The following is a 21,698-nucleotide window of genomic DNA, read 5'->3' as shown; positions in this document are numbered from 1 at the left end:
CCCCCTGACCCCCCGGGCCGCGGCGCCCCCCGTCCCGGACCGGCTCCGGGGCGGGGGGCCGCCGCCGCACCCGCACAGGCGACAATGGGCGCATGAGTCTGTTCCGCGACGACGGCATCGTGCTGCGCACCCAGAAGCTCGGCGAGGCGGACCGCATCATCACGCTGCTGACCCGCGGCCACGGACGGGTGCGGGCCGTCGCCCGCGGCGTACGCCGCACCAAGTCGAAGTTCGGCGCCGGGCTGGAACCCTTCTCCCACGCCGACGTCCAGTTCTTCGCCCGCGGCAGCGACCTGGTGGGCCGCAGCCTGCCGCTCTGCACACAGACCGAGATCATCTCCCCGTACGGCAACGGCATCGTCACCGACTACGCCCGCTACACGGCCGGCACCGCGATGCTGGAGACCGCCGAGCGGTTCACCGAGAACGAGGGCGAGCCCGCCGTCCAGCAGTACCTGCTGCTCGTCGGCGCCCTGCGGACCCTCTCCCGGGGCGAGCACCAGCCGAACCTCATCCTCGACGCCTTCCTGCTGCGCTCCCTCGCCGTCAACGGCTACGCGCCCAGCTTCGAGGACTGCGCGAAGTGCGGCATCCACGGCCCGAACCGGCACTTCTCCGTCGCCGCGGGCGGGGTCGTCTGCGGCGACTGCCGGGTGGCAGGCAGCGTCGTACCCTCGTCGGAAGCCGTCGCCCTGCTCAGCGCCCTGCTGACGGGCGACTGGGGGTACGCCGACGCGTGCGAGGCACGCCACGTGCGGGAGGGCAGCGGGCTCGTCTCGGCCTATTTGCACTGGCATCTGGAGCGCGGGCTACGCTCGCTGCGTTACGTCGAGAAATAGGAGCTGGGCACATGGCACGACGCGGGATTCTGGGACGCTCTCGCCGCGAGTACAAGGTTCCGGAGCCGCACCCGTCCGGTGCGCGCCCGCCGAAGATCCCCGGCGAGCTGGTCCCCAACCACGTCGCGATCGTCATGGACGGCAACGGCCGCTGGGCCAAGGAGCGCGGGCTGCCCCGCACCGAGGGCCACAAGGTCGGCGAGGGCGTCGTCCTCGACGTCCTCAAGGGCTGCATCGAGATGGGCGTGAAGAACCTCTCGCTGTACGCCTTCTCGACGGAGAACTGGAAGCGCTCCCCCGAAGAGGTCCGCTTCCTGATGAACTTCAACCGCGACGTCATCCGCCGCCGCCGCGACGAGATGGACGAGCTGGGCATCCGCATCCGCTGGGTCGGCCGCATGCCCAAGATGTGGAAGTCCGTCGTCCAGGAGCTCCAGGTGGCCCAGGAGCAGACCGTCGACAACGACAAGATGACGCTGTACTTCTGCGTCAACTACGGCGGCCGTGCCGAGATCGCCGACGCGGCGCAGGCCATAGCGCGGGACGTGGCCGCCGGGAGGCTGGACCCGTCGAAGGTCAACGAGAAGACCTTCGCGAAGTACATCTACTACCCGGACATGCCGGACGTCGACCTGTTCCTGCGCCCCAGCGGCGAGCAGCGCACCTCGAACTACCTGCTCTGGCAGAGCGCGTACGCCGAGATGGTCTTCCAGGACGTGCTGTGGCCGGACTTCGACCGCCGCAACCTGTGGCAGGCCTGCCTGGAGTACGCCCAGCGCGACCGCCGCTTCGGCGGTGCCGTCCCGAACCAGGTGGAGCCGGGCGGCGCCGCCGGCTGACCGTCGCGGACACGGCGCAGGGCCCGCCCCCGGAATCCCGGGGGGCGGGCCCTGCGCCGTGTGCTGTGAAGTCGTCCGGATCGCCCCGGCCCCGCGGCCGGAAAGCGACCCGGACCGCGCTCAGGAGGCGGCCGCGGCCGCGCAGTCGGCGCAGGTGCCGAAGATCTCGACGGTGTGGGCGACGTTCACGAAGCCGTGCTCGGCCGCGATCGACTCGGCCCACTTCTCGACGGCCGGGCCCTCCACCTCGACCGCCTTGCCGCAGCCGCGGCACACCAGGTGGTGGTGGTGGTCCCCGGTGGAGCAGCGCCGGTAGACGGACTCGCCGTCGCTGGTGCGCAGCACGTCGACCTCGCCGGCGTCCGCCAGGGACTGGAGGGTGCGGTAGACGGTGGTCAGGCCCACGGAGTCGCCGCGGTGCCGGAGCATGTCGTGCAGCTCCTGGGCGCTGCGGAACTCGTCCACCTCGTCCAGCGCGGCCGCCACCGCCGCCCGCTGCCGGGTGGATCGCCCTCGTACTGGCGCGGTATTCGTCTCGCCAGGCGCAGTCGCCACCGGTTCCTCCTCGTATCGGCCTCGGCCCAATTGTGCCAGGCGGCCGCCGCTACCGGACCTTCACGTCGTCGCGCGTACAGACCTCTTCGGCGGCGCGGGCCGCCTCGGCCCGGCGCCGGGCCAGCGGCGCGGACACCGCCGTGAGGACCGTGAAGACGGCGATGGCCAGGAGCACGATGGTGCCGCCGGAGGGGGCGTCGATGTAGTACGTGGCCACGGTGCCGGAGAGCGAGACGAGGACGCCAATGCCCATCGCGGCCCCCAGGGTGGCGGCGAATCCGCGGGTGACGCGCTGGGCCGCCGCGACGGGGATCACCATCATGGCGCTGACGAGAAGCAGGCCGACGATGCGCATGGCGACGGTCACCGTGACGGCCGCCGTGACCGCCAGCAGCAGGTTCAGCAGCCGCACCGGCAGGCCGGTGACCCGGGCGAACTCCTCGTCCTGGCAGACGGCGAACAGCTGCCGGCGCAGGCCCAGCGTCACGGCGAGCACGAACGCGGCGAGGACGACGACGGCCGTGATGTCCTCGGCCGAGACGGTGGTGATCGAGCCGAAGAGGTAGCTGGTCAGGTTGCTCGTGGAGCCGCCCGGAGCCAGGTTGATGATCATGACGCCGCCGGCCAGGCCGCCGTAGAAGAGCATCGCCAGGGCGATGTCGCCGCTGGTCCGGCCACGCGAGCGGATGAGCTCCATGCCGACCGCGCCGAGGACCGCCACCAGGGTCGCGAGCCAGACCGGGCTGGCGTTCAGCAGGAAGCCGAGCGCGACGCCCGTCAGGGCCACGTGCCCGATGCCGTCGCCCATGACCGCCTGGCGGCGCTGGACGAGGTAGGTGCCGATGGCGGGGGCGGTCAGGCCCACCAGGACGGCGGCGAGCAGGGCCCGCTGCATGAAGGCGTAGTTCAGGAGGTCCATCAGCTCAGCAGTCCGGTCCGCAGGGGTTCGGCGTCGTGCGCCGCGTGGGGGTGTACGTGGTCGTGGCCGGGCAGGGCGTGCTGGCCCACGGCCTCCGGGGGCGCGCCGTCGTGGACGACGCAGCCGTCGCGCAGGACGACCGCGCGGTCGATCAGCGGCTCCAGCGGGCCGAGCTCGTGCAGGACGAGCAGGACGGTCGTGCCGGCGGCGACCTGCTGTCGGACGGCGTTCGCGAGGACCTCCTGGTTGGCGAGGTCCACGCCGGCCATCGGCTCGTCCATGATCAGCAGCTCGGGCTCGGCGGCCAGGGCGCGGGCGATCAGGACGCGCTGGTGCTGGCCGCCGGAGAGGGCGCCCACGGACGCGTCGGCGTACCCGTCCATGTCGACCAGGGCCAGGGCGCGCCCGACGGCCTCCTTGTCGGCCTTGCGCAGGAGCCCGAAGCGGGTGCGGGCGAGCCGGCCCGCGGAGACGACCTCGCGCACCGTCGCCGGGACGCCGCTCGCCGCGGTGGTGCGCTGGGGCACGTACCCGATGCGGGACCAGTCCCGGAAGCGCCGGAAGGGGGTGCCGAACAGCGACAGCTCGCCGCCCGACAGCGGAACCTGGCCGACGACGGCGCGCACGGCCGTCGACTTCCCGGAGCCGTTGGCGCCGAGCAGGGCGACGACCTCGCCGCGGCGCACCGCAAGGTCGACGCCGCGCAGGACGGGGCGCGAGCCGAGCGAGGCGACTGCGCCGCGCAGGGAGATGACCGGCTGCTGCGCCGGCTCCGCGGGCTTGGACTCCATGGGGGGCGCCTCCGTCGACGTCATCACTTGGCCCCGAGGGCCTTCTGGAGGTTCTTCAGGTTGGACCGCATGACCTCGAAGTAGTCAGCGCCCTGGGACTTGCCGGTGATTCCCTCGAGCGGGTCGAGGACGTCGGTCTTCAGGCCGGTGTCGGCGGCGAGGGACTTGGCGGTCTTGTCGCTGGCCAGGGTCTCGAAGAACACCGTGGTGACGTTCTCCTTCCGCGCGCGCTCCTGGAGCTCCTTCATCCGGGCCGGGCTGGGCTCGGACTCGGGGTCGACGCCGGAGATGCCCTCCTGGTCGAGGCCGTAGCGCTCGGCGAGGTAGCCGAAGGCGGCGTGGGTGGTGATGAAGGTCCGGGTGGCGGTGTTCTTCAGGCCGTCCTTGAACTCCGTGTCGAGGGCGGTCAGTTTGCCGACCAGCTCGTCGGTGTTCTTGCGGTAGTCGGCGGCGTGGCCGGGGTCCGCCTTCTCCAGGGCCGCACCGACGCCCTTGGCGATCTCGGCGTACTTGGCCGGGTCGAGCCAGACGTGCGGATCGCCGCCGGCCTCGCCGTGGCCGTGGCCGTCGCCCTCGGAATGGCCGGCCTCCTCGGAGTGGCCGGCTTCCTCACCGTGCGCGCCCTCGTGGTCGTGGCCCCCGGCGCCGTGGGCGTCGAGCTTGGTGAGGGTCGCGGCGTCGACGGTGTTCTTCACGCCGGCCTGGGCGACGGCCTCGTCGACGGCGGGCTGGAGGCCCTTGAGGTAGAGGACGACGTCCGACTCCCCGAGCTGCGCGGTCTGCTTGGGGGTGATCTCCAGGTCGTGCGGCTCGACGCCCGGCTTGGTCAGGGAGGTCACCTGGACGCGGTCCCCGCCGATCTGCTCGGCGAGGAACTGCATGGGGTAGAACGACGCCGTCACGGCGAGCCGGCCGTCCGCGGCGCCGGCGGAGGAGGTGCCGGAGCAGGCGGTCAGGGCCGGGACGGCGAGCGCGGCGGCCCCGGCGAGGGCGGCGGTGGGTATGAGGCGGCGTACGTTCATGACATCCATTTTCATCAAATATGGAAACCGTTGTCAAAAAGCCCTGGCTGCGGCCTCCCGGGGGCACCATGGAAGGGGAACCGATTTGATGGAGGGGGTGCGGGCGCCGGTAACCTGAGGCATTCGCGTTCGTCCTCGTAATGAAGAGAGCACCGTGGCCGCCGACAAGATCGAAACCATCGTCAGCCTGAGCAAGCGCCGTGGCTTCGTTTACCCGTGCAGTGAGATCTACGGCGGCTCCCGGGCTGCCTGGGACTACGGTCCGCTGGGTGTCGAGCTCAAGGAGAACATCAAGCGCCAGTGGTGGAAGGCGATGGTGACCGGGCGTGAGGACATCGTCGGCCTCGACTCGTCCGTGATCCTGGCCCCCGAGGTCTGGGTGGCCTCGGGCCACGTCGCGACGTTCTCCGACCCGCTCACCGAGTGCACCGCCTGCCACAAGCGCCACCGCGCCGACCACCTCGAGGAGGCGTACGAGGCCAAGCACGGCCGCCTCCCCGAGAACGGCCTGGCCGACGTGAACTGCCCCCACTGCGGCGTGAAGGGCCAGTTCACCGAGCCGAAGCAGTTCTCCGGCATGCTGGAGACCCACCTCGGCCCGACCCAGGACACCGGCTCCAAGGCGTACCTGCGCCCCGAGACCGCCCAGGGCATCTTCACCAACTTCGCCCTGGTGCAGACCTCCTCGCGCAAGAAGCCGCCCTTCGGCATCGCGCAGATGGGCAAGTCCTTCCGCAACGAGATCACGCCCGGCAACTTCATCTTCCGCACCCGCGAGTTCGAGCAGATGGAGATGGAGTTCTTCGTCAAGCCGGGCGAGGACGAGCAGTGGCAGGAGTACTGGATGCAGGAGCGGTGGAACTGGTACCGCGGCCTCGGCATCCGCGAGGAGAACATCCGCTGGTACGAGCACCCGAAGGAGAAGCTGTCCCACTACTCGAAGCGCACCGCCGACATCGAGTACCGCTTCAACTTCGGCGGCAGCGAGTTCTCCGAGCTGGAGGGCATCGCCAACCGCACGGACTACGACCTCAAGGCCCACTCCGCCGCCTCCGGCCAGGACCTCACCTTCTTCGACCAGGAGGCCGGTGAGCGCTACACCCCGTACGTCATCGAGCCCGCGGCCGGCGTGAACCGCGCCATGCTCGCCTTCATGCTCGACGCGTACAACGAGGACGAGGCCCCGAACGCCAAGGGCGTCATGGAGAAGCGCACCGTGATGCGCCTCGACCCGCGCCTGGCCCCGGTCAAGGTCGCCGTCCTGCCGCTGTCCCGCAACGCGCAGCTGTCGCCGAAGGCCAAGGGCCTCGCCGCCGACCTGCGCAAGAACTGGAACATCGAGTTCGACGACGCGGGCGCCATCGGCCGCCGCTACCGCCGCCAGGACGAGATCGGCACGCCGTTCTGCGTCACCGTCGACTTCGACACCCTCGACGACAACGCGGTGACCGTCCGCGAGCGCGACACCATGAAGCAGGAGCGCGTCTCCCTGGACCAGATCCAGACCTACCTGGCCACCCGCCTCCTCGGCTGCTAGGGCCCGCCACCCGGACGGTGGCCCGGTGCGCATGCCGCGCACCGGGCCACCGCCGTCTTCCGGGGGCCGGGCGCTTCAGGCGCGCAGGCCGCGGATCACCAGGGCCGTGACCGCCTCGAACTCGCGGCCGATCGTCGGGGAGGTCCACTCGGCCGCGTACTGCGGGTCGTGGAAGCGGCCGGTGGCGTCGAACACGGCGCGGGCCGCGGCAGGCACGTCCGCCACGTCGAGCGAGCCCGCCTCCACCCCCTCCGCGATGATCCGCCCCAACTGCTCGACCAGCTCGGCCAGGTGCGCCTCCACGACCCCGCTGTTCTCGGCGAGCAGCACCGTGTACGTCGCGAACAGCTCCGGGTCGTCGCCCGCCTTGTGGCGCTTGGCGTCGAACAGTGCCTCCAGCCACGCCTCCAGCTTGGAGGGGGCGCTCCCCGCGCCGTCCGAGGCGATCTCCTCCAGGCGCCCGACCGTCTTGCCGAGCCAGCGCTCCGTCACCGCCTCGCGCAGGGCGGCCTTCGAGGGGAAGTGCCGGTACACGCTGCCGTGGCTGACTCCCAGGGCCCTCGCCACGTCGACCACGGTCGCCTTGGCCGGGCCGTAGCGGCGCAGCACCTCCTCGGTGGTCTCCAGGATGCGCTCGGGGGTCAGGGGCTCGGCGGCAGCGGGTGACATGGGTACGACCGTACCGCCGACTCAGTGCTCGCTGTCCAGGTGGGCCATCTGCGCAGCCGGGTAGCGCTCGCCGGCCGCGGCTCCCGCCGGTACCGCCTCCTCGACGGCCGCGAGGTCGGCTGCCGACAGCTCCACCTCCATGGCACCCAGTGCCTCGGCGAGCCGGTCCCGGCGACGGGCCCCCACCAGCGGCACGATGTCCTCGCCGCGGGAGAGCACCCAGGCGATGGCGGTCTGGGCCACACTGACGCCCTTGCCGTCGGCCACCTCGCGCAGGGCCTCGACCAGGCCGAGGTTGCGGTCGAGGTTCTCGCCCTGGAAGCGGGGGCTCATCCCCCGGAAGTCGCCCGGGGCCAGTTCGCGGTCGCGCGTGAAGTGCCCGCTGATCAGGCCGCGGGAGAGGACCCCGTACGCCGTGACGCCTATCCCGAGTTCCCGGGCGGTCGGCAGGATCTCCCGCTCGATTCCGCGGGATATCAGCGAGTACTCGATCTGGAGGTCCGCGATCGGCGCCACCGCCGCGGCCCGGCGCAGGGTGTCCGCTCCGACCTCCGACAGGCCGATGTGCCGCACGTGCCCCGCTTCGACGGCCTCGGCGATCGCGCCGACCGTCTCCTCGATCGGCACCGCCGGGTCCACGCGGGCGATGCGGTAGATGTCGATGTGGTCCCGGCCCAGCCGTTGCAGCGAGTAGGCCAGGAAGTTCCGCACCGCCTCGGGGCGGCCGTCGTACCCCGTGAAGCCGCCCTCGACCGTGCGCAGCGCGCCGAACTTCACGCTGGTCAGCGCCCGCTCCCGCGCGGCCGCGGGGGCGGTGCGCAGGGCTTCGCCGATCAGCAGCTCGTTGTGGCCCATGCCGTAGAAGTCGCCCGTGTCGAGCAGGGTCACGCCGGCGTCGAGCGCGGCGTGGATCGTCGCCAGCGACTCGCCGCGGTCGGCCTCCCCGTACAGCGCGGACATGCCCATACAGCCCAGCCCCAGGGGGAAGACGGCGGGCCCGGTCGAGCCGAGCCGCCGCAGGGGCCCGCCGGAGGCAGCCGCAGCGGTCGCGGTCGCCGTGGTCGTCGTGGTCGCGGAAGTGCTCTGGTTCGTCGTCATGCAAACGAGAATGACATGACGGGTGACAGATTTCAATATCTGTCACCCGTATCGGCGACGCGCGGGCCGGCTGGGCGACAATGGGGGGCATGACCACGCTCCCCCCGCCCCTCGCGATCGGCCCGCACACCGTGCAGCCCCCCGTGGTGCTCGCGCCCATGGCCGGCATCACCAACGCCCCGTTCCGCACGCTCTGCAGGGAGTTCAGCGGCGGCAAGGGGCTGTTCGTGAGCGAGATGATCACCACGCGGGCGCTGGTCGAGCGCAACGACAAGACCATGCAGCTGATCCGCTTCGACGAGTCGGAGAAGCCCCGGTCGATCCAGCTGTACGGGGTCGACCCCGCCACGGTCGGCAAGGCGGTCCGCATGATCGTCGAGGAGGACCGCGCCGACCACATCGACCTGAACTTCGGCTGCCCCGTCCCCAAGGTCACGCGCAAGGGCGGCGGCTCCGCCCTGCCCTACAAGCGGAACCTGCTGCGGGCGATCCTCCGCGAGGCGGTCGCCGGCGCCGGCGACACGCCGGTCACCATGAAAATGCGCAAGGGCATCGACGACGACCACCTCACCTACCTCGACGCCGGCCGCATCGCCGTGGAGGAGGGCGTCACCGCCATCGCGCTGCACGGCCGCACCACCGCCCAGCACTACGGCGGCACCGCCGACTGGGAGGCCATCGCGCGGCTGAAGGAGCACGTCCCGGAGATCCCCGTCCTCGGCAACGGCGACATCTGGTGCGCGGAGGACGCGCTGCGCATGGTGCGCGAGACCGGCTGCGACGGCGTGGTCGTCGGGCGCGGCTGCCTGGGCCGCCCGTGGCTGTTCAACGACCTGGTCGCGGCCTTCGAGGGCCGCCCGGAGGACTTCCACCGGCCCTCGCTGCGCGAGGTCGCGGCGACCATGGTCCGGCACGCCCGGCTGCTGGGGGAGTGGATCGGCGACGAGTCCCGCGGGGTGATCGACTTCCGTAAGCACGTGGCCTGGTACCTGAAGGGCTTCTCGGTCGGTTCCGGGATGCGCCAGAAGCTCGCCGTCGCCTCGTCCCTGGCCGAACTCGACGCTCATCTGAGCGAGCTCGACCTGGACCAGCCGTGGCCGGAGGGGGCGGACGGCCCGCGGGGCCGGACGTCCGGAAACAACCGGGTTGTCCTCCCCGACGGCTGGCTGAAGGACCCGTACGACTGCGCCGGTGTGACCGAGGACGCCGAACTGGACACGTCCGGAGGGTGAGAACCAGCTGACAAACTATGCCGTCGGCGGCGTGACATACGCCACGCATGGGTGGGGTTGCGCTCACATGAGCGCGAAAATCACGGCTAAGACTTCCAAAGGGTGGCACTGGGTGCCACCCTTTGTTTGTTCAACTCTTGAACGCAAATGTATCGATGATCGCTCATCCGAGCGTGAACACGCCTCAGTGGGCTCCTTCCCCTTCGGGAGGTGAACGCTCTTCGTATGTTCGGGCTACCCATCAGTTACTTTCGATCTGGTGGCGAGCGGGTGGTTACAGGCTCATGACGGCCAAGTGGACGTACCCAGAAGCCTTCGATCTGGGTATGTTCCTCGCCGTCAGGGCAGCCACCGAGTCCTCGAGGAGTCGAGACCCGTGTCGGAAAACAAGAACCAGAAGTTCGTCTACGACTTCACCGAGGGGAACCGCGACCTCAAGGACCTTCTCGGCGGCAAGGGAGCCAACCTCGCCGAGATGACCAACCTGGGTCTTCCGGTCCCTCCCGGCTTCACCATCACGACCGAGGCCTGCAAGGTCTACCTCGACAGCGGCGCGGCCCCGGCCGAGCTCCGCGACGAGGTGAGCGCCCACCTGGCCGCCCTCGAGGCCAAGATGGGCAAGAAGCTCGGCCAGTCCGACGACCCGCTGCTGGTCTCCGTCCGCTCCGGCGCCAAGTTCTCCATGCCCGGCATGATGGACACGGTCCTCAACATCGGCCTCTCCGACGCCTCCGTCGTGGGCCTGGCCGCCCAGGCCGACAACGAGCGCTTCGCGTGGGACTCCTACCGCCGCCTCATCCAGATGTTCGGCAAGACCGTCCTCGGCGTCGACGGCGAGCTCTTCGAGGAGGCGCTCGACGCCGCCAAGGAGGCCAAGAAGGTCACCGTCGACACCGACCTCGACGCCGCCGACCTGAAGAAGCTCGTCAAGGTCTTCAAGAAGATCGTCGCGAAGGAGGCCGGCCGCGAGTTTCCGCAGGACGCCCGCGAGCAGCTCGACCTCGCCGTCGAGGCGGTCTTCAACTCCTGGAACACCGACCGCGCCAAGCTCTACCGCCGCCAGGAGCGCATCCCGGGCGACCTCGGCACCGCCGTCAACGTCTGCTCGATGGTCTTCGGCAACCTCGGCCCCGACTCCGGCACCGGCGTCGCCTTCACCCGCGACCCCGCCAGCGGCCACCAGGGCGTCTACGGCGACTACCTGCAGAACGCGCAGGGCGAGGACGTCGTCGCGGGCATCCGCAACACCGTCCCCCTCTCCGACCTGGAGCAGCTGGACAAGAAGTCCTACGACCAGCTGATGCAGATCATGGAGACGCTGGAGACCCACTACAAGGACCTCTGCGACATCGAGTTCACGATCGAGCGCGGCCAGCTGTGGATGCTCCAGACCCGTGTCGGCAAGCGCACCGCCGGCGCCGCCTTCCGCATCGCCACGCAGCTCGTCGACCAGGGCCTGATCGACGAGGCCGAGGCCCTCCAGCGCGTCAACGGGGCCCAGCTCGCGCAGCTGATGTTCCCGCGCTTCGACGAGAACGCGAAGACCGAGCTCCTCGGCCGCGGCATCGCCGCCTCCCCGGGCGCCGCGGTCGGCAAGGCCGTCTTCGACTCCTACACGGCCGTCAAGTGGTCCCGCTCCGGCGAGAAGGTCATCCTGATCCGCCGCGAGACCAACCCGGACGACCTCGACGGCATGATCGCCTCCGAGGGCATCCTCACCTCGCGCGGCGGCAAGACCTCGCACGCCGCCGTCGTCGCCCGCGGGATGGGCAAGACCTGCGTCTGCGGCGCCGAGGAGCTCGACGTCGACACCAAGCGGCGCCGCATGACGGCCGGCGACCGGGTCATCGAGGAGGGCGACGTCGTCTCCATCGACGGCTCCACCGGCAAGGTGTACCTCGGCGAGGTGCCCGTCGTGCCGTCGCCGGTCGTCGAGTACTTCGAGGGCCGCATGCACGCCGGCGCCGACGACGCCGACGAACTCGTCCAGGCCGTCCACCGGATCATGGCCTACGCCGACCGCGTGCGCCGCCTGCGCGTCCGCGCCAACGCCGACAACGCCGAGGACGCGCTGCGCGCCCGCCGCTTCGGCGCCCAGGGCATCGGCCTGTGCCGCACCGAGCACATGTTCCTCGGTGAGCGCCGCGAGATGGTCGAGCGCCTGATCCTCGCGGACACCGAAGGCGAGCGCGAGGCCGCCCTCGCCGAGCTCCTGCCGCTGCAGAAGAAGGACTTCATCGAGCTGTTCGAGGCGATGGACGGCCTGCCCGTCACCGTCCGCCTGCTCGACCCGCCGCTGCACGAGTTCCTGCCCGACATCACCGAGCTGTCGGTGCGCGTCGCCCTCGCCGAGGCCCGCAAGGACCACAACGAGAACGACCTGCGCCTGCTCCAGGCCGTCCACAAGCTGCACGAGCAGAACCCGATGCTGGGCCTGCGCGGCGTCCGCCTCGGCCTGGTCATCCCCGGCCTGTTCGCCATGCAGGTACGGGCGATCGCCGAGGCCGCGGCCGTACGCAAGGACGCCAAGGGCGACCCGCGCGCCGAGATCATGATTCCGCTCGTGGGCACCGTCCAGGAGCTGGAGATCGTCCGCGAGGAGGCCGACGCGATCATCGCCGAGGTCGAGGCCGCCACCGGCACCAGCCTCAAGCTGACCATCGGCACGATGATCGAGCTGCCCCGCGCCGCGCTGACCGCCGCCCAGATCGCCGAGGCCGCGCAGTTCTTCTCCTTCGGCACGAACGACCTGACCCAGACCGTGTGGGGCTTCTCCCGCGACGACGTCGAGGCCAGCTTCTTCACCGCCTACCTGGAGAAGGGCATCTTCGGAGTCTCGCCCTTCGAGACCATCGACAAGGACGGCGTCGGCTCCCTGGTCCGCAGCGCCGTCGAGGCCGGCCGGGCCACCCGCCCCGACCTGAAGCTCGGCGTCTGCGGCGAGCACGGCGGCGACCCGGAGTCGGTCCACTTCTTCCACGAGGTCGGCCTGGACTACGTCTCCTGCTCGCCCTTCCGGATTCCGGTGGCGCGCCTGGAGGCCGGCCGCGCGGCCGCCGAGTCCGCCGGCAGCGACAGCCGCTGACCCGTGCGGCCCGAAGGCCGCCCGAGACCGTCCGCCTGCCCCCGGGTTCCCTGACCCCCGAGGGCAGGCGGGCAATTCTTTTGCCGTTCAACAAATCCTTACGCCAGCAGGCGGTGGACGGATCCCCACCCGTCCACCGCCTGCCGGCAATCCGCCAGGCACGTCGGCGCTTCCCGGTGCGACCGACCGCCAGGCCCCGCAAAGCCCCCCACGGCCTTCACGGAGCGTTTCGGTCGCGCCGGAGTGTGCCTGGCGGAGTACAGCATTTCGGTTGTCACGCCCTCGCCGAAAGGGGTTTCAACTGTGGCCGAAAGGGCGTGGTGACGTCGTGTGACGGCGTGCATACTCGTGGGGCGGGGGGATTGCGGTTGCACAGGTGGGGGTTCGGTGCTGCGTATCCATTTCACTGGAGTGGACCTGGCACGCGTACGGATGGCAGGGCGTCCCGATGCGTTGTGGGAAACGATTCTGAGTTTTCACCGCTTAAGAGACCGGCGTGATGCGCGTCTCTTCGGTGATTGGCGTACGGAAACCCGGAGCAGGTTGAATAGTGAAACACGCTTGCTCGGCGCGCTCATACCGAGCCGCGGCTATTTCCCGGATTTCCTGACACCGGCCGAGGGGCAGTACGGCTGGGACGTGGGCCTCGACGCGCTGCGCGGCCTGGAGGCCGAGCGGATCCGGCGGGAGCTCGCCCTGCTCGGGACCGGCGCGCGCGTGGGCGCGGCCTTCGGCATGCCGCCGGGCGCCGGCGCCTCCGCGGGTGCCGACAGCGCCGTACCCCGGCGGCTGCGGGAGCTGATGGACGACACCGAGGCGCACCTGCCGCGGCTCCTCGCCGAGCTGCGCGGCTACCACCGCGCCGCCGTGGCCCCGTACTGGACCCACATACAGGCCCAGATCGAAGCCGAGCGGGCCGCCCGGGGCCGCGCCCTGCTCGACGGCGGCGCGGACGAGCTGCTCGCGTCGCTGCCGCCGATGCTGCGCTGGAGGGCGCCCGTCCTGGAGTGCGACTACCCCGTCGACCGCGACGTGCGGCTCTGCGGGCGCGGGCTGCTGCTCCAGCCGTCGTTCTTCTGCCGGCGCACCGCCGTCACGCTGCACGACCCGGAGCTGCCGCCGGTGCTGGTCTACCCGGCCGCGGCGCAGCTCGTCTCGGCGGCCACCGGAAGCGAATCGATTCGCCCCTTGGAGGAGCAGCGCCAGCGCACCCTCGGCAAACTCGTCGGGCACACGCGTTCCGTCGTCCTGCGCGCCATCGGCGACGGGGCGACCACCAGCGAACTCGCCCGCCGGGCGGGTGTTTCCCTCGCTTCGGCGAGCCAGCACGCGTGCGTCATGCGGGAGGCCGGGCTGGTCACCACGCTGCGCCGGGGAAATGCCGTGCTGCACACGGTGACGCCCCTCGGGGCCGCCCTCCTCAAGGGCGGCGCGGTCGCCTCTTAGCGGGCGCGAGTGCCCGGCCCCCGGACCGCCGCGGTCCGGGGCGGGGCGCCGTACGGGCCCCCGGGCACCGATTTACGCGGCGCGGCGTTCGGATAGCGGCGCACAGCCGGTGCAGCGGGGTCGATTTCCGGACACACGGGCCGGTGGTCCCGCATCGCCCCCGCGTCCGGGCATGCCCGCCGCCCGGCAGCTGTGCGTGACCGGTCCCCGGCCCCGCGGACGGTCCGGAAAAAAGTTCCGCGGGGAGCGATGAGTTCTCCGCGGCCCCCCGGTCCACCTTCCGACGGCGCCGGACAGGCCGCGCGCCGCACGAGGGAAGAGGAACCGCGATGCCCGCCACCATGATCTTCGTGAACCTGCCGGTCAAGGACCTCGACGCGGCCAAGGCGTTCTGGGAGAAGGTCGGCTACTCCTGCAACCCGCAGTTCAGCGACGACCGGTGCGCCTGCCTGGTGATCAGCGACACGATCCACGCCATGCTGCTGACCGAGGCCCGCTTCAAGGAGTTCACCCACAAGGCGATCACGGACACCTCCACCAGCACCGAGGCGCTGCTCTGCCTGAGCGCGGGCAGCCGCGACGAGGTCGACGCCCTCGTCGGCGCCGCCCTCGCCGCGGGGGCCTCCGAGCCGCGGCCCGCCCAGGACCACGGCGTCATGTACGGCAGGGCCTTCGAGGACCTCGACGGCCACACCTGGGAGATCATGTGGATGGACCCGGCCGCCGTCCAGGGCTGAGCCGGCCGGGCGGCCGGCCCTCAGGCGACGGCGGTCGAGGTGGCGGCGGTCCGCACCGGGTAGGTCCGGACCGCCACCTCCTCGTCGTCCAGGCACCGGCCCGTCTCCAGGTCGAAGCGCTGCTTCAGCAGCGGCGAGGCCACGAACGGCCTGCCCTCCACGCAGCCGACCAGTCCCCGGGAGAGCACCGACGCCCCCGTGAACGGGTCCCGGTTGTCGACGGCGTACGTCCACCCCGAGCGGCCGAGGAACACCGCGGCCTGGCCCCCGTCGGGCAGCAGCACCGCCACCCCCCGCCCGGGCGTCATCTCGGACAGCTCGCACACCGTCAGCCAGCCCTCGTCCACCTTGAGTTCCACGGTCATCATCGGGTGCCTCCCACAACTTCCAGCGGCAGCTGCCGGTCCAGTACGGCCAGGTCGGGCTTGACCTGGTCGCGCTCGGGCACGAACCGGACCGTGGGGTCCGGGGCGCCGGGCGCGTTGACGAACGAGACGAACCGGCGCAGCCGCTCGGGGTCCTCCAGCGTCTCGGCCCATTCGTCCCGGTAGTTCGAGACGTGGTCGGCCATCAGCGCCTCCAGTTCGGCGCACAGGCCGAGCGAGTCGTGCACCACCACGTCCCGCAGGTGGTCCAGGCCGCCCTCCAGCCGGTCCAGCCAGGCCGAGGTGCGCTCCAGCCGGTCGGCGGTGCGGATGTAGAACATCAGGAACCGGTCGATGAGCCGCACCAGTTCGGCGTCCGAGAGGTCCTGGGCGAGGAGGTCGGCGTGGCGCGGCGTGGCCCCGCCGTTCCCGCCGACGTACAGGTTCCAGCCGTTCGCCGTCGCGATCACCCCGAAGTCCTTGCTCTGCGCCTCCGCGCACTCGCGGGCGCACCCGGACACCGCCGACTTCAGCTTGTGCGGGGCACGCAGGCCCCGGTAGCGCAGCTCCAGGTCGATCGCCATCCGCACGCTGTCCTGGACCCCGTAGCGGCACCAGGTCTGCCCCACGCAGGACTTCACGGTCCGCAGCGCCTTGCCGTACGCGTGCCCGGACTCGAAGCCGGCGTCGACCAGGCGCGCCCAGATCCGCGGCAGCTGGTCCACGCTCGCCCCGAACAGGTCGATCCGCTGCCCGCCGGTGATCTTCGTGTAGAGGCCGAACTCCCGGGCGACCTCGCCGATGACGATGAGCTTCTCCGGGCTGATCTCCCCGCCCGGGATGCGCGGCACGACCGAGTAGGAGCCGTTGCGCTGGAGGTTCGCGAGGAAGTGGTCGTTGGTGTCCTGCAGGGCGGCCTGCTCGCCGTCGAGGACGTACCCGCTGGCGCCGAGCGTCGGCGCGAGGGACGCGATGATCGAGCCGACGGCCGGCTTGCAGACGTCGCAGCCGTCGCCGCCGCGCGCCGAGTCCCGGCCGTGCCCGTCGAGGAGCTGCTCGTACGTGGTCAGCCGCCGGGTCCGGACGATCTCGTACAGCTCGGCGCGGGTGAAGGGGAAGCAGCCGCACAGCCCCTTGTCGGCGGAGGCGGGCAGCAGCTGGCCGATGACCTTGACGCAGCTGCCGCAGCCGGTGCCGGCCTTGGTGCACTTCTTGACCTCGGGCAGCGTGGCGCAGGCGGTGATCTCCTTCTTCGTGACGTTGTGGCAGGAGCAGACCACCGCGGAGTCGGGCAGCGCGGAGGGGCCCAGCTGCGTCGCCGGGCCGAGGCCGGCGGGCAGGACCAGCTGGTCGGGGCTGACGGGCGGCACGCTGCCGGTCAGCGGGCGCAGCAGGCCGTAGGAGTCGGCGTCACCGACGAGGACGCCGCCGAGCAGGACACCGTCGGGGGAGACGACGAGCTTCTTGTAGACGCCGGAGCGTGAGTCGGAGTAGACGACGTCGAGGCAGCCGGCGGTCGTGCCGTGGGCGTCGCCGAAGGACGCCACGTCCACGCCGAGGAGCTTGAGCTTGGTAGACAGGTCGGCGCCGGTGAACTCCTTGTCGCGGCCCAGCAGGTCCTCGGCGGCGGTCTCGGCCATCTCGTAGCCGGGGGCGACCAGCCCGTACACGCGGCCGTCGGAGGCCAGCGCGCACTCCCCGATGGCGTACACGTGCGGGTCGGAGGTGCGGCAGCGGGCGTCCACGGCGATGCCGCCGCGCTCGCCGACGGACAGGCCGGCCTCGCGCGCCAGCTGGTCGCGGGGCCGGACGCCCGCCGAGAAGACGACGAGCTCGGTGTCGACGGTGGAGCCGTCGGACAGGAGCATGCCCCGGACGTGCCCGTCCGGACCGGTGAGGACCTCCTGCGTGCCGACGCCCGTGTGGACCGTCAGGCCCATCCCCTCGATGGTGCGCAGCAGGGCCGCACCGCCGCCCTCGTCGACCTGGACCGGCATCAGGCGCGGCGCGAACTCCACGATGCGGGAGGAGAGCCCGAGGCCCTGGAGGGCGCCGGCCGCCTCGAGGCCGAGGAGCCCGCCGCCGACGACGGCGCCGGTGGTGCGGGTGCCGGCGTACTCCTCGATCGCAAGGAGGTCCTCGACGGTGCGGTACACGAAGCAGCCGGGCGCGTCCTTGCCCGGCACGGGCGGCACGAAGGGGTAGCTGCCGGTCGCCAGGACGAGCACGTCGTACGGGATGACGCTCCCGGACCGCGAGGTGACGGTACGGGCCTCCCGGTCGATGCTCTCGGCGGGGTCGCCGAGCCGCAGGTCGATGCCGTGCTGCTCCATGAACCCGGCGGGCACCATGGACAGCTCCTCCGGGGTCGTGCCCGAGAAGTACGAGGTGAGGTGGACGCGGTCGTACGCCGGCCGGGGCTCCTCGCACAGCACGGTGATCCGGTGCGTGGCGGTGGCCCCGCGCTCGGCGAGTGCCTCCAGGTAGCGCTGGCCGACCATGCCGTGGCCGATGAGCACGATGGCGGGGGTGGGCGTGGGTGCGGCCATGATCAGGAGCCTCCGTCGTCGGTGATCAGGTGGAACAGGTCGGTGAGGGCCTCCTCGTCCTCCCAGCTGCGGGCGAGCGCCGCGACGCTGGAGAGTTCGCCGAGGAGGACGCCGCCGACGAGGCGGTCGCCGCGGACGACGACCTTCCGGTAGGTGCGGCGGGTGGCGTCGGAGAGCCGGAGCACGTCGTCGCCGGGGAGCGGGTCGGTCTCGCCGAAGGCGGCGAGGTCCAGGGGGCCCTCGCCGCCCGCCGAGAGGGTGAGGCGGGTGAGGGCGCGCGTCCCGGTGTACGGCGGCGGCGCGGACGCGGTCGCGGCGGAGGGTGCGGGACCGCCGGCGCGGGGCGGGCGGCGGCCGGGCGGGGTGCCGGCCAGGACGGCGGCGAGGGCGTCGGCCTGCTCCAGCGCCGCCCCCGCGAGGCCGTACACGCGGCCGGCGTGCTCGGCGCAGTCGCCGATGGCGTGCACCGCCGGGTCGCTGGTGCGCAGCAGGTCGTCCACGACGATGCCGGTGCGGACCTCCAGGCCGGCCGCGCGGGCCAGGCCGGTGCGGGGCCGTACCCCGCAGGCCAGGACGACGATGTCGGCGTCGAGCCGGTAGCCGTCGGCGAGCTCCACGCCGGTGACCCGGCGCCGGCCCGCGGGGCCGGGCCCGGCCCCGGATCCGGCCGGGACGGCGGCGGTGGTCAGGCCGCGCACCCGGCACTCGGTGTGGATCTCGATGCCCAGGGCGGCGAGGTGGGCGTGGAGCAGCGCCGCGGCACCCTCGTCCAGCTGGCGCTCCATCAGCCGCTCGCCCTGCTGGGCGAGGACGACCTGGGCGCCCCGCTCGGCGAGCGCGCGGGCCGCGGACACGCCGAGCAGGCCGCCGCCGATCACCACCGCGCGCACGGCCGGTCCGGCCGCCACCGCCGCCGACAGGGCGAGGCAGTCGTCCATGGTGCGGAACGCGTGGACCCCCTCGGGCAGTTCCCGGCCCGGGGCCGACGCGGCGAGCGCGCCGCCGGGGGCGAACAGGCCGCGCAGCGGCGGCAGCACCGCGTTCGAGCCGGTGGCCAGCACCAGGGTGTCGTACGGCTCCGTGCTGCCGTCGTCGCAGTGCACCGTCCGGTCGGCCCGGTCGATCCGCACCGCCCGCACCCCGCGCCGCAGCACGGCCCCGGGCTCGGGGAGCGCCGCCACCTCCGGGGCGTACCGGCCCGCCAGCACCTCGGCGAGCAGGACCCGGTTGTACGGGACGTGCGGCTCCTCGCCGAGGACGGCGACCCGCACGGCCGGGGAGCCGCCGAGCCGCTCCGCGAGCCTGAGGCCCGCGAGGCCGCCGCCGATCACCACCACGCGCTGCTGTTCCGAGGTCATGGCACGAGCGTGCGGGGAGGCTGTTTCCCCGCGGCATCACGCTTGTTACCCGAACGGAACGCCCGCCTCAGCGCCGCGCCGGACCCGCCGTGAGGCCGCTCCGGGCCGCCGGAACGGCTCCCAACCTCAACCTTTGCGCAAGTTTCCGAGGATCGTTGGGTGCTGCACCGACCTCGTCCCTAGGGTCTTCGTGTGCCTGACATATCAACGACCATGCTCATCGTCCTGTGTGCGGCGGCCGCCGCGGCGGGCTGGATCGACGCCGTGGTGGGCGGCGGCGGCCTGCTCCTCCTGCCGGCCCTGCTGCTCGGCCTGCCGAACGCCCATCCCGCCACCGTGCTCGGCACCAACAAGGCCGTCGCGGTCGTCGGCACGACCGGCGCCGCCGTGACCTACCTGCGCAAGGCGCCCGTGGACGTGAAGCTCGCCTTCAAGATCGGCACGGCCGCCGTCGCCGGATCCGCGGGCGGCGCCGCCCTGGCCGGCGGGATCAGCAAGGACGCCCTCCGCCCGCTGATCATGGCGGTACTCCTCCTCGTCGGCGCGTTCGTCGCCTTCCGGCCCGCCTTCGGCACCACCCCGTCGGCCTCGCCGGTGAGCCGGCAGCGCGTCCTGCTCGCCATCGGCCTGGCCGGGCTGGGCATCGGCTTCTACGACGGGCTCATCGGTCCCGGCACGGGCACCTTCCTCGTGCTCGCGCTGACCGCCCTGCTCCACCTCGACCTCGTCACCGCCTCCGCCACCGCGAAGATCGTCAATGTGTGCACGAACGCCGGCGCGCTCGCGATGTTCGCCTACCAGGGCATGGTGCTCTGGCAGCTGGCCGCGCTGATGGCCGTGTTCAACCTGGCCGGGAGCATGGTCGGCGCCCGCATGGCGCTGAAGAAGGGCAGCGGCTTCGTCCGCGGCGTGCTCCTGAGCGTCGTCGGCGCCCTGGTGGTCAAGCTCGGCTTCGAGCAGTGGGGCTGAGGCCCGCCGTCCGCGGAGCCCGCCGCCCGCGGCGCCGTGCGCGCCCACCCCGGGGAGCGGCGGGGCGCGCACGCCGTCAGTACGTGCCCGTCAGGTGCGCGAAGACGACCACGTTGCCCTCGTAGCCGGTGCGCGGCGAGAAGTCCCCGCCGCAGGTGATCACCCGCAGCTCGGCGCGCGGCGACGGCCCGTACACGCGGGCGTCGGGGAAGCGGTCGGCGTCGTACACCTCGACCGCGTGGACCGTGAACACGGCCGTGCGCCCGTCGGCCCGCCGCACCTCGATCGCGGCGCCGCGCCGCAGCGCCCCCAGCCGGTAGAAGACCGCCGGGCCGGAGGCGTGGTCGACATGGCCGACGACCAGGGCCGTGCCCACCGCGCCGGGGGTCGCGCCGTCGCGGTACCAGCCCGCCAGGTCGCGCCGGTCCGGGGGCGGCACCTCAAGGCTGCCGTCGGCGCCGAGCCCGAGCCCGGTCAGCGGGGCGTCCACGCCGATCGCGGGGATCCGGACGCGGACGGGCGGGGATCCGGGCAGCGCGTCGATGCCGCCGGAATAGCCCGGCTGCCCGCCCCCGGCCAGCGCCTCCGCGGGCGAGGGCAGCGGAGGGCCGACGCGCTGAGCGGAGCCGCTGCCGACGAGCCAGATGCCGATGCAGGCGGCGAGCGCGACGATCCCGCCGCGGCCGGCCTGGCCGGTGCCCATGGACGACCCCCTCGGCGGTCGGTGTGCACTGCGTGGGACTGGCCGTCGCCCGGCCCCGCGAACGGGGGGACCTCGCGGGGCAGGGCGACGGGGGACGGTACCGGTCGGGACCGCGGCCGGGGCCGCGGTGGGCGCCCGTCAGCCCCGCGTGCCGCTCGCCCGGCGACGCAGGAGCCAGGTACCGCCGACGGCGGCCGCGGCCAGGACGGCCGCTCCCGCCGTGACCTTGGCGGGGTCGGCGGCGGTGGTCGTGCCACCGCCGACACCCGTGCGGACGTGGCCTTGCGGGCCGCGTTCGGAGACCTCCAGGTTCCCGGTGGCGTACGTGCCGTTCGCGCAGGTCGCGCCGATGGCGTACGTACCCGGGCGGGTGCCGCCGGCGACCCGGAACCGTCCCACGGCGACCTCCTCGTGCGTGCCCCGGACCAGCGTGAAACGGCCGCCGCCGACCATGGTGGCGTCGCCGTCCGCACGCCCGCCCGAGCCGCAGGCGGTCGTGTTCGCGGTGACCGTGGCACCCGGCGCCGCCTTCTTCGGCCACACCTCCAGCACGGCGAAGTCGCCCGGGGCGAAACCGGCCGCCCCGGCGGACTGGCAGGCGACCGCGGCGGCGGTGAGCGCGGTCGCGGTGAGCACACGGGCGGTGCGGCGTCGCATGGCGGCTCCTGGTGGCACGCGGACACGGGGCGTGCTCCCGTGGTAACCCGGCCGGCGCCCCCTCCGCCTGCTGATGCAGCGTCAGGCGGCGGCCCGGCCGTCGGCGTCCGCGCTGGTCACGGGCCGGGTGCTGGGCCGATCGGGCGAAGGGCGCCGCACGGGTGCCGTCCGGGTGACGCGGAGCCGCGGCCCCCGTTCCGGGCCGGGGCCGCGGTGCGTACCGTGGAGGCCGGCCCGAGCCGGGACCGCCGGGGCCGCCGCCGGCGGCGCGGCCCGTCCGGCCGCGCCCCGACCCGTACGACGCACCCGAGGGAGGCCCCCGTGAGCC

19 protein-coding genes are annotated in these 21,698 nt (G+C 72.6%); 8 read left to right on the top strand and 11 right to left on the bottom strand.

The features are described from left to right. Positions 1 to 92 precede the first annotated feature (92 nt). The gene (recO, locus tag EF903_RS11455; protein ID WP_125543098.1) at positions 93 to 839 is read left to right on the top strand and encodes a DNA repair protein RecO; all 747 of its coding nucleotides are present in this window, start codon (positions 93 to 95) and stop codon (positions 837 to 839) included. Positions 840 to 850: 11 nt separating this feature from the next. Continuing rightward, positions 851 to 1,678 carry an isoprenyl transferase gene (locus EF903_RS11450; RefSeq protein ID WP_125543097.1) on the top strand — a complete coding sequence of 276 codons (828 nt, stop codon included), beginning with the start codon at positions 851 to 853 and terminating at the stop codon, positions 1,676 to 1,678. A gap of 120 nt (positions 1,679 to 1,798) precedes the next feature. Here the strand turns inward: EF903_RS11450 and EF903_RS11445 are convergent, their stop codons facing one another. The 4 genes from EF903_RS11445 to EF903_RS11430 are packed head-to-tail and all read right to left on the bottom strand — an operon-like array spanning position 1,799 to position 4,965. Then, a complete protein-coding gene (locus tag EF903_RS11445; protein WP_125543096.1) occupies positions 1,799 to 2,233 on the bottom strand; it encodes a Fur family transcriptional regulator in 435 nt (144 codons plus the stop codon). Between the two features lie 49 nt (positions 2,234 to 2,282). Next, the gene (locus EF903_RS11440) at positions 2,283 to 3,152 is read right to left on the bottom strand and encodes a metal ABC transporter permease (RefSeq protein WP_125543095.1); all 870 of its coding nucleotides are present in this window, start codon (positions 3,150 to 3,152) and stop codon (positions 2,283 to 2,285) included. Next, positions 3,152 to 3,943 (bottom strand): metal ABC transporter ATP-binding protein, encoded by a 792-nt coding sequence (locus tag EF903_RS11435; RefSeq protein ID WP_125543094.1) that lies wholly within the window; start codon positions 3,941 to 3,943, stop codon positions 3,152 to 3,154. Before EF903_RS11435 ends, EF903_RS11440 begins: the two co-directional genes overlap by 1 nt. Positions 3,944 to 3,966: 23 nt before the next feature. Next, complete coding sequence (locus tag EF903_RS11430) at positions 3,967 to 4,965, bottom strand: metal ABC transporter substrate-binding protein (protein WP_185902620.1); 999 nt, start codon at positions 4,963 to 4,965, stop codon at positions 3,967 to 3,969. A 154-nt stretch (positions 4,966 to 5,119) separates the two neighbouring features. Here EF903_RS11430 and EF903_RS11425 point away from each other — a divergent pair, with 154 nt between their 5' ends. Further along, the gene (locus tag EF903_RS11425) at positions 5,120 to 6,502 is read left to right on the top strand and encodes a glycine--tRNA ligase (protein ID WP_125543092.1); all 1,383 of its coding nucleotides are present in this window, start codon (positions 5,120 to 5,122) and stop codon (positions 6,500 to 6,502) included. A 75-nt stretch (positions 6,503 to 6,577) separates the two neighbouring features. Here the strand turns inward: EF903_RS11425 and EF903_RS11420 are convergent, their stop codons facing one another. Next, complete coding sequence (locus EF903_RS11420) at positions 6,578 to 7,171, bottom strand: TetR family transcriptional regulator (RefSeq protein WP_125543091.1); 594 nt, start codon at positions 7,169 to 7,171, stop codon at positions 6,578 to 6,580. Between the two features lie 21 nt (positions 7,172 to 7,192). Further along, positions 7,193 to 8,137, bottom strand: coding sequence for an aldo/keto reductase (locus EF903_RS11415; protein WP_260615089.1), 945 nt, complete (start codon positions 8,135 to 8,137; stop codon positions 7,193 to 7,195). Between the two features lie 221 nt (positions 8,138 to 8,358). On the opposite strand from EF903_RS11415, the gene dusB reads away from it, so the two are divergent. The 4 genes from dusB (at position 8,359) to EF903_RS11395 (ending at position 14,769) form a co-directional block, all read left to right on the top strand. Then, the gene (dusB, locus tag EF903_RS11410; RefSeq protein ID WP_185902619.1) at positions 8,359 to 9,501 is read left to right on the top strand and encodes a tRNA dihydrouridine synthase DusB; all 1,143 of its coding nucleotides are present in this window, start codon (positions 8,359 to 8,361) and stop codon (positions 9,499 to 9,501) included. A gap of 376 nt (positions 9,502 to 9,877) precedes the next feature. After that, the gene (gene ppdK, locus EF903_RS11405) at positions 9,878 to 12,586 is read left to right on the top strand and encodes a pyruvate, phosphate dikinase (RefSeq protein ID WP_125543088.1); all 2,709 of its coding nucleotides are present in this window, start codon (positions 9,878 to 9,880) and stop codon (positions 12,584 to 12,586) included. Between the two features lie 387 nt (positions 12,587 to 12,973). Continuing rightward, the gene (locus tag EF903_RS11400) at positions 12,974 to 14,032 is read left to right on the top strand and encodes a DUF5937 family protein (RefSeq protein WP_125543087.1); all 1,059 of its coding nucleotides are present in this window, start codon (positions 12,974 to 12,976) and stop codon (positions 14,030 to 14,032) included. Positions 14,033 to 14,361: 329 nt separating this feature from the next. Then, on the top strand, positions 14,362 to 14,769 hold the full coding sequence (locus EF903_RS11395) for a VOC family protein (protein WP_125543086.1): 408 nt from the start codon (positions 14,362 to 14,364) through the stop codon (positions 14,767 to 14,769). A gap of 20 nt (positions 14,770 to 14,789) precedes the next feature. Here the strand turns inward: EF903_RS11395 and nirD are convergent, their stop codons facing one another. The 3 genes from nirD to EF903_RS11380 are packed head-to-tail and all read right to left on the bottom strand — an operon-like array spanning position 14,790 to position 19,041. Then, positions 14,790 to 15,137 carry a nitrite reductase small subunit NirD gene (nirD, locus tag EF903_RS11390; RefSeq protein ID WP_114057477.1) on the bottom strand — a complete coding sequence of 116 codons (348 nt, stop codon included), beginning with the start codon at positions 15,135 to 15,137 and terminating at the stop codon, positions 14,790 to 14,792. Further along, positions 15,134 to 17,683 carry a nitrite reductase large subunit NirB gene (nirB, locus tag EF903_RS11385; protein ID WP_125543085.1) on the bottom strand — a complete coding sequence of 850 codons (2,550 nt, stop codon included), beginning with the start codon at positions 17,681 to 17,683 and terminating at the stop codon, positions 15,134 to 15,136. Before nirB ends, nirD begins: the two co-directional genes overlap by 4 nt. Positions 17,684 to 17,685: 2 nt before the next feature. Further along, complete coding sequence (locus EF903_RS11380; RefSeq protein WP_185902618.1) at positions 17,686 to 19,041, bottom strand: NAD(P)/FAD-dependent oxidoreductase; 1,356 nt, start codon at positions 19,039 to 19,041, stop codon at positions 17,686 to 17,688. 192 nt (positions 19,042 to 19,233) lie between these two features. Between EF903_RS11380 and EF903_RS11375 the strand changes: the two genes are divergently transcribed. Then, entirely contained in the window at positions 19,234 to 20,010 is a 777-nt protein-coding gene (locus EF903_RS11375; protein ID WP_125543084.1) for a TSUP family transporter, read from the top strand. A gap of 76 nt (positions 20,011 to 20,086) precedes the next feature. Here the strand turns inward: EF903_RS11375 and EF903_RS11370 are convergent, their stop codons facing one another. Beyond that, on the bottom strand, positions 20,087 to 20,713 hold the full coding sequence (locus tag EF903_RS11370; protein WP_125543083.1) for a class F sortase: 627 nt from the start codon (positions 20,711 to 20,713) through the stop codon (positions 20,087 to 20,089). Positions 20,714 to 20,851: 138 nt separating this feature from the next. After that, complete coding sequence (locus EF903_RS11365) at positions 20,852 to 21,370, bottom strand: hypothetical protein (protein WP_125543082.1); 519 nt, start codon at positions 21,368 to 21,370, stop codon at positions 20,852 to 20,854. Positions 21,371 to 21,698 lie beyond the last annotated feature (328 nt).

It is taken from the genome of Streptomyces sp. WAC05292 (assembly GCF_003949955.1).
GTDB lineage: Bacteria > Actinomycetota > Actinomycetes > Streptomycetales > Streptomycetaceae > Streptomyces > Streptomyces globosus.
The sequence above is the reverse complement of the archived record's forward strand: the minus strand, read 5'-3'. Positions and strand labels throughout refer to the sequence as shown.